The 12,747-nt window shown below is 40.2% G+C and carries 10 protein-coding genes; 6 read left to right on the forward strand and 4 right to left on the reverse strand.

All coding sequences use genetic code 11. The features are described 5' to 3' along the window. Positions 1–17 precede the first annotated feature (17 nt). Positions 18–1,022, forward strand: coding sequence for a DNA polymerase IV (gene dinB / locus CIK86_RS01630; protein ID WP_086993186.1), 1,005 nt, complete (start codon positions 18–20; stop codon positions 1,020–1,022). A 122-nt stretch (positions 1,023–1,144) separates the two neighbouring features. Next, entirely contained in the window at positions 1,145–2,680 is a 1,536-nt protein-coding gene (locus CIK86_RS01635) for a leucyl aminopeptidase family protein (RefSeq protein ID WP_086993185.1), read from the forward strand. Positions 2,681–2,732: 52 nt separating this feature from the next. Here the strand turns inward: CIK86_RS01635 and CIK86_RS01640 are convergent, their stop codons facing one another. Beyond that, positions 2,733–4,370 carry a methyl-accepting chemotaxis protein gene (locus CIK86_RS01640; RefSeq protein ID WP_086993184.1) on the reverse strand — a complete coding sequence of 546 codons (1,638 nt, stop codon included), beginning with the start codon at positions 4,368–4,370 and terminating at the stop codon, positions 2,733–2,735. 263 nt (positions 4,371–4,633) lie between these two features. Next, complete coding sequence (locus tag CIK86_RS01645) at positions 4,634–6,859, reverse strand: S9 family peptidase (RefSeq protein ID WP_086993183.1); 2,226 nt, start codon at positions 6,857–6,859, stop codon at positions 4,634–4,636. A gap of 111 nt (positions 6,860–6,970) precedes the next feature. On the opposite strand from CIK86_RS01645, the gene CIK86_RS01650 reads away from it, so the two are divergent. Both CIK86_RS01650 and CIK86_RS01655 read left to right on the forward strand, forming a co-directional pair. Continuing rightward, positions 6,971–7,369, forward strand: a complete 399-nt coding sequence (locus tag CIK86_RS01650) for an HIT domain-containing protein (protein WP_086993182.1) — start codon at positions 6,971–6,973, stop codon at positions 7,367–7,369. A gap of 27 nt (positions 7,370–7,396) precedes the next feature. Next, positions 7,397–7,930: a sulfur transferase domain-containing protein gene (locus tag CIK86_RS01655; RefSeq protein WP_086993181.1), complete on the forward strand. Its 534-nt coding sequence runs from the start codon at positions 7,397–7,399 to the stop codon at positions 7,928–7,930. Positions 7,931–8,071: 141 nt separating this feature from the next. Here CIK86_RS01655 and CIK86_RS01660 read toward each other — a convergent pair whose 3' ends face one another. Continuing rightward, a complete protein-coding gene (locus CIK86_RS01660; RefSeq protein ID WP_086993180.1) occupies positions 8,072–9,766 on the reverse strand; it encodes a Zn-dependent hydrolase in 1,695 nt (564 codons plus the stop codon). A 283-nt stretch (positions 9,767–10,049) separates the two neighbouring features. Between CIK86_RS01660 and CIK86_RS01665 the strand changes: the two genes are divergently transcribed. Next, complete coding sequence (locus tag CIK86_RS01665; protein WP_086993179.1) at positions 10,050–10,889, forward strand: HDOD domain-containing protein; 840 nt, start codon at positions 10,050–10,052, stop codon at positions 10,887–10,889. 76 nt (positions 10,890–10,965) lie between these two features. On the opposite strand, the gene rdgC is transcribed toward CIK86_RS01665, so the two are convergent. Further along, a complete protein-coding gene (gene rdgC / locus CIK86_RS01670; protein WP_011329031.1) occupies positions 10,966–11,877 on the reverse strand; it encodes a recombination-associated protein RdgC in 912 nt (303 codons plus the stop codon). 469 nt (positions 11,878–12,346) lie between these two features. Here rdgC and CIK86_RS01675 point away from each other — a divergent pair, with 469 nt between their 5' ends. After that, positions 12,347–12,715 carry a response regulator gene (locus CIK86_RS01675; RefSeq protein WP_086993178.1) on the forward strand — a complete coding sequence of 123 codons (369 nt, stop codon included), beginning with the start codon at positions 12,347–12,349 and terminating at the stop codon, positions 12,713–12,715. Positions 12,716–12,747: the final 32 nt, after the last annotated feature.

Raw genomic sequence — 12,747 nt, forward strand, 5'->3', positions numbered from 1 at the left:
CGGATGCGGCGGTCGAAATGCGCGACAACCCTAAACTTGCCAATGTACCACTTGCAATTGGTGGCAATAGTCGCCGTGGCGTACTCTCTACTGCAAATTATATTGCTCGGGAGTATGGCGTGCGCTCGGCTATGTCTAACTATCATGCCAAACAATTATGCCCCGACTTAGTTATAGTGCCTGGGCGTATGGCTGTTTATAAAGACGTGTCGACGCAAATACGTGCCGTGTTTAGTCGCTATACAGATTTAATTGAACCTCTCTCTCTTGACGAAGCCTATTTAGATGTAACCCAAAGTGAGCAGTGTAAAGGCAGCGCTACGTTTATTGCGCAGCAAATTCGTGCTGATATTTATAATGCCACAGGGCTTACCGCCTCGGCTGGTATTGCGCCAATTAAATTTATTGCCAAAATAGCCAGTGACGAAAATAAACCCAATGGTCAGTTTGTCGTATTGCCCGATCAGGTTGATGCCTTTTTAGCACAGTTACCGCTGGGTAAAATTCCGGGTGTAGGTAAGGTCACGCTCGAAAAGCTTAACTTAAAAGGTTTGTATACAGGCCAAGATGTACGCGAAAAAGGCGTAAATTGGATGCAGCAATATGTAGGTAATTTTGGCGTGTCGTTATATCAAAAGTGTGCTGGTGAACACATAGGCCGGGTGTCTACAGAGCGCGTGCGTAAATCGCTAAGCGTTGAGCATACGTATGAGTACAATAAAAATAGTTTACAAGAATGCCTAGAGCAACTTCCTTCACTGCTTGAGGAGCTAACCACTCGACTAAACAAGCAGCAGCTGCAAAATCAGGTAAATAAACTCAGTGTTAAAGTGAAATTTGCTAATTTTGTAGTGACCTCAGCCGATCAGGCGCATCAGCAATTAAATAGCGATATTTTTAGCGAACTATTAGCTAAAGCGTATCAACGCGGCTTACAGCAACCAGTGCGTTTGTTAGGTATTGGGGTAGGAATAAAGAATCAGCCGCAACACAATTTGCAGCTGAGCATACTCGATATGTAAACCCTGTAGTGACAAGTTGCCAGCGCATGTTAACTTAAGCTGGGAGCTTATCGCAGCTTGCTGGTCTTCAATATTCAAATCAACGATAATAGAGGCTTATGTTTTTAACAGGACCTTTATTTATGGCATACCCTAAAGCAGTAGTGGCTCAGCCAGTGAGCGCTAGCCTTGAATGCAACGCGCATGACGCACTTATTATAATTAGTGATGACTTTTCTCAATTAACTAATAACCCATTACGCGATGCTATTGCAGCGCAAGCAAAAGTAGATTCACGTATCGGTAAGCAAGTAACTTTATTAGTTATTAACAATAAACGTGTAGTACTGGCGCCTACTGGGCCATTAAATAGAGATTACGACGATGTACGCCGTTATTTTGATGCTGCAAAATTAGCAATAAATGAAGCTAAAGCCTCGGGCAGTGTTAACCCTGCTATTTACTTACCTAATATAAATGCCGACAGCCGTTATCAGCATGCGCTAGAAGTTGCTTACTTAGGAACCTGCCAAGCATTGTGGCAGCCATTAGAAGCGCGCGAATACCATGGCGAGGCTATTGAGCCAATTACGCAAATTGGTTTGATTGATGCCACAGAGCAAACAATTAAAGCAGTTAACGCACTTGCTGCTGGGCAATACGCAGCGCGTGATTTATGTGGTACTGAGCCTGAGCGCATGGCGCCGCCACGTTTTGCAGATTACTGTGTTGATTTATTTAAAGGCAGCAATGTTGCAGTTGATGTTATTGATGACCTTGCAGTTATAGATAAAAACTACCCTATGCTTAGCACAGTAGCTCGCGCATCGTACGCGGTTGAGCATCATCACCCACGTGTAGTTAAATTAGAATATGTACCAGAGGGCGAGGTAACTCGTACACTCATGTTTGTAGGTAAAGGCTTGGTATACGATACCGGCGGCGCTGATTTAAAAGTGGGCGGCCATATGGCGGGCATGAGCCGCGATAAAGGCGGTGCAGCTTCTGTGGCTGGCTTTATGAAAGCTGTAGCCGACTACCAACCTAAGGGGGTTAAAGTAATTGCTTACTTAGCGGTAGTGCGTAACTCAATTGGCTCTGATTGTTTTGTACCAGATGAAATTATTACTAGCCGTGAAGGTGTGCGAGTACGCATAGGTAATACAGATGCAGAAGGGCGCTTAGCAATGGGCGACCTATTAAGTGAAATGAAAGATTTAGCTAAAAACCAAATTAACCCAACGCTATTTACTGTGGCCACTTTAACTGGCCATGCAGCCCGTGCTATGGGCCCTTATGGTGCTTACGTTGAAAATGGACCAGCACGTAGTGCTAATATTTCACGAAAGCTCGCTGATAACGGCGACTTATGGGCCGATGGCGCAGAAGTATCGCGTTCTCGTCGTGAAGATTATGACTTTATCAAGCCGCGTACTTTAGCAGACGATGTACTTTCTAGTAATAACGCAGCATCGGCTGTAACGGCACGAGGTCATCAGTTCCCTATGGCGTTTTTAGCAATTGTTGGCGGCTTAGACAAGCATGGTAACGACTCAGCTCAGCCACTACCTTATGTACATATGGACATAGCGGGTAGCGCAGTAGAGGGCGGCGATTGGCAGCATGGCAAGCCAACGGCAGCCTCGGTAAGTAGTTTATTTGCTAGTTACTGTTTGTAATTACCATAAAGTAGTAATTAACAACGCCCTGTAAATACAGGGCTTTTAATTTTTAATCTAATTTAAAACGAGTTACTACACTTGAGAGTTGTGAGCTACTTTGTTTTAACTGCTCGCTGGCACCGGTTAATTGCTTGGTATTATCGAGTGACTCTTTAGTTGAATTAGCTAGGTCGTTAATACGCAGGTTCACTTCATCTGCAGCTAAAGTTTGTTGCTCAGTAGCACGCGCTATTTGACTGTTCATTTCGGTGATCACACTAACTAAGCGTTCAATTTCATTTAATGATGTGTTTGCTGATGATGCCTGCTCAACCGTTGATGCTGAAAGAGCTTGACTCGACTTCACCGCTTCTACCGCTGCTTTTGCACCGTTTTGCAGCTTAGTGATCATAGCTTGAATTTCGTCGGTGCTTTTACCAGTACGGCTTGCTAAAGTACGCACCTCGTCTGCGACAACGGCAAACCCACGGCCGTGTTCACCTGCACGGGCAGCCTCAATCGCAGCATTAAGGGCAAGTAAATTAGTTTGCTCTGAAATACTTCTAATTACTTCAAGTACCGATCCTATATTATTACTTTCGCTGGCTAAATCGGCGGTAACTCGGCTCACGGTTTCTATATTACTGGAGAGTGTTTCAATCGCTGTTATTGTATTGGCAACGACATTTTTACCTGATGATGCATTACTAGCTGCATCGTTTGCAGCTTGCTCGGCGGCTTCAGCATTGCGACTCACATCATGAATTTGATGGGTCATTTGCTCCATTGCTGCAGCTACCTGAGTGCTACTGTCGTTTTGTAATTCAATAAATGATTGGCTTGTTTTACTTGCTTCGTCAACGGTATGCGCATGTTGATTAACATCGTGCGCGCTTTGCGATACATGCGTTAACGATTCACGCATTTTCAATATAAATAAGTTAAACGAATGCGCTAGTTCAGAAATTTCATCATTACCGTTTTCATTTAAACTGCGGGTTAAATCGCCTTCACCTTGGGAGATATCTTTCATCATGTCGGCAGCTAAGCGTGTTGGAGTAATTATACTTTTACCAATAAAGTAGCTTAATAAAATCAGTGCAATAATCATTACCACTGCATTTATAATTATTAAATTACGTTGCTCAGCAAATGCGCTGTCAATAGTGTCTAGGTATACGCCAGAGCCTATAATCCATTGCCACTGGTTAAAGCCTTTCACAAACGCTATTTTATCAACTGGTTTATCTTTACCAGGCTTTGGCCATTTATAAGGTACAAACCCTGAACCTGCTTGTTGAGTCACTTTTACCATTTCTACAAATAATGCTGTGCCATCGGGGTCTTTGTTATTAGTTAAATCTGTACCATTTAAGTCTGGCTTAAATGGATGCATTATCATCTTTGGGTGGTAGTCATTTATCCAAAAATAGTTGGTATTATCGTACCTAAGGGCACTAATTGTAGCTAAAGCTTGCGACTGCGCTTGTTGTTGGGTGAGGGCATTACTTTGCTCAAGATTATAATAGTGTTCAATAACGCTATAGGCGGTTTCTACAACATTCTGAGTTTTTAGATATTGCTCATTTTTTAATGCTTGATACTGGTTCGTTAAGATTGAAACACTTAATATAATTAACCCAAAAATAACTATACCTACTAGTAAAGCAAAGCGTTGTGAAATAGTAAAACGACGAAGGTTGAGCATAAATTTATTCCTTTAGTAGGTATATACTGTATTACTGTCTATAAGCGTAGATAAAAAATATTAGCTAAGCTTTGTCTCTATTCATTCTTATAATTAAGCAGCTTTAGAGCTTAAACACTGTTCAGCCTGAAATTAGTTGTTGCTACATTTAGAATTTTTGTATTTAAGTGGTTTGTTTACATAGGTTATTATTAAGTTACAATTGAACAAAAAAAGGCTGATTAAACAATCAGCCTTTAGTCTATATTTGTAATCTTTAGTTATTATTTAACATCAAAATGACGATTAAAGAAGTTAGTAATGGTTTGGTGTAGGTGCGTTTGCACTGTTTTACCGCGTAGGCTGTGTTTAGAACCTGGGTAGGTCATCATTTCAAACGGTTTATTGGTATCTTGTAATTGTTTAAATAGTTTAGTGGCGTGAGTAAACAACACATTGTCGTCGGCCATGCCGTGGTAAATCATTAATGGACCTTTTAAGCCGTCAATATACGGAAATACCGCACTGTTTTCATAGCCTTTAGCATTAGTGGCCGGGTGGCCTAAATAACGCTCAGTATAATGAGTGTCGTAAAGTGCCCAGTCGGTTACTGGCGCGCCAGAAACACCGGCGTTAAAGTAATCGCCAGCTTTAAACATGGTCATTAGTGCCATGTAACCGCCATAACTGTGGCCGTAAATACCAATACGTTGTGGGTCTACATAATCAAGCGTACGTAAAAATTCCACGCCTTTAATTTGATCAGCAACTTCTACTTCACCTAAATTTTTATAAATAGCATCTTCAAACTTTTTGCCACGGTTGTATGAGCCGCGGTTATCAAGTTGAAAAATCACATAGCCTTGTTGCGCCATATATTGAAAATATAGGTTTTTACTACGCCAGCTATTAGTTACTCGCTGTGCATGTGGGCCACCGTATACGTTCACAATAACAGGATGTTTTTTACCGTCACTTATATTGCTTGGTTTAAATAACCTATAATGCATTACTTGGCCGTCTTCGGCTTTAAGTGTGCCGTATTCAGGCGTCGCTAAATCACTTAAGTAAGGCGTAAGCGGGTGCGTGTTATCTAGCTTGTTTTCTTCAAGCCAAGTAATAAACTCGCCATTTATTTTACGCAGAGCTGCAGCGTTTGGCTGATTAACCGCCGAGCTATTATCAATAAAGGTTTTGTTGTCTTTGGCAAGTACGACGTCGTGATATTGGCCTTGCTCGGTAATGCGTTTAATATCGCCTTTTTTAAATAACGAGGCACTGTATAAGTGGCTTTCGAGTGGGGTGTCTTTTCTGCCTGAAAAGTAAACGAGGCCTTTTTTCTCATCTATGCCTTTTAAGCTATCGACCGCCCATTCGCCGTTAGTAATTTGACGTACTAATTGGCCATTGGTGCGATAAAGGTATAAATGTTTAAAACCATCACGCTCAGACGCCCACACAAAATGCTTTTTGTCTTTTAAAAACTCAAGGTCAAAGTGTAAGTTTATCCAGGTATCGCTACTTTCGGTGAGCGCTACTTTTTGGCTTTTAGTTTTGCTGTTATAAAAGCGCAGCTCTAACGTTTGCTGTGAGCGGTTTTGCCATTGATACGAGAGCGTATTACTATCTTTTAACCATTTTGCTCGGGCAAGGTAAATATCTTCATCTTTGCCTAAATCAACCCAATCCACTTGCTGATTGTTTAAGGTAACTACGCCAAGCTGTATTTTAACGTTGTTAGTGCCAGTAAATGGGTAACGTTGATTGAATAGTTTTACTTCGTCGGCGTAAATTTCGTTGCGTAGCGCTTCTTTTACTGGGCTTTCGTCAACGCGAGTAAAGGCAATTTTAGACTCGTCGTCGGCCCACCAATAGCCGGTCATACGGCTCATTTCTTCTTGTGCAACAAATTCGGCCATGCCATTTTTAATGATGCCGCCGCCATCGTTACTTAGTTGAATTTCTTTACCAGAATCGAGCGCTAAAGCGTACAGGTTTTGCTCGCGAATAAAAGATACAAAATTACCTTTTGGCGAAAAGCGAGCATCGGTTTCAAATGCCTCGGTATTGGTGAGTTTTTTACTTTTATTTGCTGCTAGTTCGTAGTAATACAAATCGCCGTTAAGTGGGAACAATAACGCTTTACCATCTTTAGACCACTTATATTCAAGAATACCTTGGCCAAAAATACGCTGGCGCTCGCGGCGTGCTTTCTCTTCGTCAGAGAGGTTCTCTGGGCCCGAGAATAACTTAGCCGAATCGACCAGCATACGGTTGGTGTTATCTTTTAAGTTATATTCCCATAAGTCGTAGCGGTTATAGTCGTCACTTTTGCCTTGTAAATAAGTAACGCGATTGCCATCGGGCGAAAACTTTAATTGCACTGGAGATTTACCCGATAAACTCGGGTCGTCAAAAATACGCTCTAGCGAGAGTGGTTTTGCTTGTACGCTAACAGCACTTGCTAGCAGAGGGATGGCCAGTGAAAGGTGTTTTATTTTTTTTAGCACAGGGTTGCCTTCGCTTTAATAAATATTGCTTAGAATGGTAAAGCCAAGCGTGTGCAACTGCAACTAAATGCTATAAAGTGGTAATTATTAAAGACAAAGTAGGACACTATGATGACCCACCCCACATTTGAACTAGCCCCAGAGCTTAAGCGCGATTGTATAGAGCTTGCCGATTGGCCGCTGTGTAAAATATTACTATTGAACGATAGCCAGTACCCCTGGTTTATTTTGGTGCCAAAAAAAGCCGGTTTAAAAGAGATAATTGACTTAAGCGAGGATGAGCAAGTTACTTATTTGCGCGAGTCGGCAAAATTGAGTCATTTATTAATGCGGGTATTTAATCCCGATAAATTAAACGTGGCGGCGCTTGGTAATATGGTGCCGCAATTACATATTCATCATATTGCGCGTTTTACTAGCGATGCCGCTTGGCCTGCGCCAGTATGGGGTAAACACCCGGCAGTGCCATATGAAGACGAGAAAATAGCAAAAATAAAAGCCCACTTTTAATTCTAAAACCTTATAGAGAGAGCCAAAATGAGACATATTAAGTTGTTTGCCAATGCATTATTTATCACTGCGCTATTAACTACAGGCGCAGCGTTTGCAACAGAGCAGTCTATTAATATTACAGCAGTTAAAACTAGCGATGTGCGTAATTTAGTTATTCACGAAAATCAAACGTTGTCTGCGGCACAACCAACGAGCGAGCAGCTTAAACAACTCGCTAATGCTGGAGTAAAGCACGTAATTAATTTACGTGGCGAAAACGAGCAAGACTGGGATGAAGCCCAGTTGGTGGCTTCGTTAGGGATGCAGTATCACGCATTGCCAATTGCTGGCGCGCAAGATGTTAGCGTTGAAAACGCACAAAAGCTGGCTAAAATAATGGCAGAACTAAACGGCGAACCTGTGCTGTTACATTGTGCTAGTAGCAATAGAGTAGGGGCTTTAATGGCTATTTCTGCTCATGCAGAGGGGCTTGATATTGAATCGGCCCTAGCAAAGGGAAAGCATTGGGGAATGAGTAGTTTAGAGCCTGTAGTGCGCAGCGTTATTACTGCTAAGTAATTATTACTCAATAATTAGCGTTTAGCTTAAATAACGACACCGAGCACTTTTAACTTAATAAAAAAGCGTTACAGTTTTGAGCTGTAACGCTTTTTTAGTTTTTATTTACTAGGCTATTTTAGGTAGTAAACAGGCTATAAACTATTTAAGGCCCAACACTGCTTTGCCTTGTTTAAAAGTAACATCAACCGGAATATTAGCTTGGCTTAGCTTTTCTAAATCCCCTGCTAGCTCTGCTTTAATATTACCGTGCGTAGCAATAAGCTGATCTACTTTTTGATAGTCGCCATCACCTTGAATGGTTAAAATTAAGCGCGATAATTTAGCCATAGCATGGCTCATTTTTTCCATATTTACACGGTATAAACCGGCTTCATTTTTAGAAAAAGCACCTTCTTGAGCAAAAAAGTTAAAGCGGATCATATTCGCTTTACCATGAGCGCTAGATGCACCAAAACGTACTGAGCGGAATATACCAGCCATAAAGGTGGTGTAGTAATCCTCTAGTGTACCTTCAGTAATTTCGCCTTTTTTAAGTAGTTGCTCAATCATGTATAAACCTAAAATATCGGCTTTACCTTCCTCTAGCGCACTGGCGTGTTCTTGTAATGATTGGCGCACAGTTCCCTTACCAGTAAGGGTATTTTTAATGCCTAAGCCATGAGCTACTTCATGGAACATAGTATTAGCAAAAAAAGCATCAAAGGTAATATGCTTACGTTGTTCAGGTACAATAAGCTGTTCTGCAATTGGTACTAAAATTTTGTCAAACTTAGCGCGCATGGCATTTTTAAGTTGTAAACGGCGCGTGCCTTTTTCAAGCTGTACTTGCTCGTCGTTTGGTAAGTTTATTGCAATGGTTTTACTGCCCGCATTTGAGTGCCCTGCATAGTAAACAACGTCGTAGGCATTTAGGTCGGCGTCTGATCCCGGAACTTCCTGTTTGTATTTATCATCAACCGGTAAGCCTTTTTGTAGCTCAGGTAAAAAGGCAGCAAATTTAGCCAGGCGTTCGCTCCATGCTAAATCTTTAATTAATACATAAGACTCATAAGCAGCACGGTAACCAAACAATTGGTCTTCATAAGTTTCAATTGGACCAATAACCACATCTACTGGGTTATTTTTCATATCCATCCACGCAAAATCAGACGCTTGAAAGTCATCGTTTAGTAGCGCGTCTGCACGAAGGTTTAAGTAGTTAGCAAACTCTTTATCGTCTGCTAGTTTACTTGCTTCACGTAGCAAGTTAGCAGCCTCTAAAAGCTCGGTTGCGTACTCTTTAGAGTATGGCACGCTGTAAAGGTTACCTTGCTCATCACGTTTAATAATAGAGTAAAGCCCATTTTTATCTGCAAGATCAGCTTTATTTAACTCTTCTTTAGTTATATCTGCAGGGTAAAACTGTGCACCAGTTGCTTTTTCTTTATAGCTTGATAAAAACACTTTATCGCCGTTTAAACGATCCCATGGACCGTAGTTTATGTCGGCAAATTTACGCACTTTGTCATCAGCTAGTTTAGCTAAAAATGACTCTTTATTTTCACCAAACGCTTGCTGCCAAAATAAATCATCCATAATTATTGAAGCATCTATAAGCTTTGCCACCATAGCTTTTTGGTTATCACTTAAATGTGATAAATCAGTTTGTAAGCTAAAGTCAGTGTAAATGTCTAAACGTTGTTTATCGGTATTTATAAGTGTTGGACCTACTGGCTTTACTTGCTCTGTTTTAACAGCCGTTTTATTACTAGAAGAAGGAGCTTGCTCTGAACAAGCACTAAGAAAAACGATGCCGGAGAGCATAATTGCTTGGCTAATTTTATTTAAATTCATTATTTTGCCTATTTAAAAGTAAGATTTATTATTTGTACGCAGTTCGCTAAGGCGCTTACTATCTTAAAAATACTGCCTTATAGTGACTGCATTAAAGCAAAACACCGTGGTAAATAGCAAGTTTTAGGCGTTAGAGGTGTAATTAATTGATGTTAAATAGTAAGTAAAAAATAAATTTATGTAATTTTGTTAGCTTTAACTATAAGTTAAGTAATACTCAAGCATATAATAACAACAATATAGGGCTTGTTTTAGCTTATAAATAACTAATCATAGGGATGTTATGTCTACTGAAAACGCATTGTTAACAATTTTGATCGATAGAATAAATAACGACACTTTGGTGCTGCCTACTTTACCTGAAGTGGCAATTAAAGTGCGCCAAGCTGCTGATAATAATGACGTGAATTTGATGCAAATGGCCGATGTGATTGCACATGATCCAGCACTAACAGCCCGGATGATTAAAGTAGCTAACAGTGCAATTATGGGGCGCTCAGTTAAGGTATCTAACTTACATCAAGCAGTTACTCGCATAGGCTTACGACAAATTAAAAATATTGCTACGGCTATGGCAATGGAGCAATTGTTTGTATCTAACAACGAGCTAATTAAAGGTTACATGAGCAAAGCGTGGCAAAAAACGTTAATAGTAGCGAGTCACTCAATTGCATTAATGGAATTTTACTTAAAGAATAATAAGCAAAACTCTTTAAATAGAGATTCGATTACCTTGGCATCATTAATTTATAATATTGGTGTATTACCCATTTTAACCGAAGCCGAACGCCATCCTGAGGTATTTGCTAATCCTAGCTTTTTAGCCCATGCAATTCAAAAGCTCAGTGGTAAAATTGGTGGCTCCATAATGAAAGCGTGGGAGTTTCCTGATGAATTTGTTGATGTGGCGCAAAACTGGGCTGATGTTAGTCATCGCCCTGAGCAGGTAAGCTATATTGATTTTATTAGGATTGGTGCAATTTTAGAGGGCACGCTACAAGTGTCAGATAAGTCGGCCGCGCTACAGGTTTATATTAACAAAGGAATTATTCCTTCTATGCAGCTTTTCACCAGCGATGAGTATCACGCTATGGTTGACGATATAAAAGAGATGTTTTGCTAATAGTAATTAAGTAGTGAGTGTAAAAAAGCACGATTAAATCGTGCTTTTTTTGGCTTAACTTAGCAAGGGTTAGCGCTTAAGCTAAGTCGTCTATATCGCCTAAGCCTTGAGTTAGCTCTTCAAGTAGCTGTTTAATTTCTTCTGAAGCTAAAATAAAGTCAGCATCGAGTTTTACTGCCATGTCTTCTTTTGGAATATCAGCATTTTCTTCTTTTAAGGTATCGCTGTAGCTTAAACGCTTAATAGAGCCGTCGTTTTGCAGCATAAACTTAACGCGTTCTTGCCAATCAAGTGCAAGCTTAGTAACACGTTTACCGGTTTCAAGGTGCGATTTAACTTCGTCGCACGATAGGTCGTGGCCTTTAAGCTTAACTTGCGCGCCACTATCGTCTGCTTCTTCTAGCTCTGCATCTGAGCCAATTGCAAAGCCTTCAGGCGTGCTGAAGTTAGTTAACCAGTCGGTTAAAAATACATCTAGGTCGTAATTGGCAAATGCAGGTACTACAGGCAGTGTGCCTAATGATTTACGTAAAAGTGCGAGTAACTCTTCGGCTTTGTTAAAACTGCCGCTATTAACTACAACCCAGCCGTTTTCTTGGTCAATAAATGCAAACTGTAAGCTCGACTTTTTAAATGCTTGTGGTAGCAGTGTATGTAAAATGTTTTCTTTTAATTCGTCTTTTTCTTTCTTTTTAACTGGGCGATTTTCTTCAGCTTCAATTAAATCGACTTTTTCTGCAACTAGCTCATTTATAACCGATGCAGGTAATACTTTTTCTTCGCGCTTAGCGCAAACTAAAATACTTTTTTGTGAAAAATGCGATAAAGTTTCGCCGTGTTTCCCAAACGCTTTTGTCCAGCCAAATGTAGCCAGCTCTTGGCCCGTACATGGACGAAATAAGTCTTGCTCTAATGCTTTGTCAAAATCTTCTTGTGTATACGAAACATCTTGTTTAAAGCGATAACATATAAGGTTACTAAACCACATAGGAATACAGATCCATTTGAAAAATTTGCACAATCATAGCAATAAAATCAGTATCTCGAAATGGCTGATTTTATTGTGGCATATTTAAAAAATAGCAAGTTGTTTTAAGGAGCGCAGTCATAATTGAGTATGTGTAATCTTGCTTGCTGTCGCTGCGCACTTGTTGCGCAATAAGTTGCTACACTTTTATACAGGCCGTTTAAAACTAAGCGCATATGTATTTAGCGTTTAGCTTTTTGCATTACACTATAGTTTAATGTTGGGTTTGATAATCGCAGGCTAGGCCAAATATAAATAACTCTTGGTTGAATAAATTTCAATTTTGAAAAATTAACACGCCCTAGTGTATTTTACATTAATTCAGTTATAGTGAAGCTCGATATTTTTGAAGTTTTTCGGCTTTAAGTTTGGCTGAACGAGAGGTTGTTTTTATGCTGGCTTTAATGCATCGCCTTAGTAACTGGTTTTCATGATGAACTTTTCTATTTTAGTTTGTGACGATTCAGCAGTAGCCCGCAAACAAGTGATACGTTGCTTAAATGACTGTATAACCGCCGATATACGCCAAGCGATAAATGGAGTAGATGCGTTAGCGTTATTGAAAGAACAACATTTTGATTTAGTTTGCCTCGATTTAACTATGCCGATACTCGATGGTGTGCAGGTGTTGGAGCATATTAAAGCAGAAAAAATGGAGTGTTTTGTATTAGTCATTTCGGCAGATATTCAACAGCAAATGCAGCAGCGCGTAGCACAATTAGGTGTTATAGGGTTTATCGAAAAGCCAGTTGGCAAAATAATACTTAATAATATTTTGCATAAATTTGGCATTTACTAGAAGTTAAGATGAAAAAAAAGACTGTTTTATCT

Origin of the sequence: Pseudoalteromonas sp. JB197, from assembly GCF_002332205.1 — a bacterium.
GTDB classification, from domain to species: Bacteria; Pseudomonadota; Gammaproteobacteria; order Enterobacterales; family Alteromonadaceae; genus Pseudoalteromonas; species Pseudoalteromonas nigrifaciens.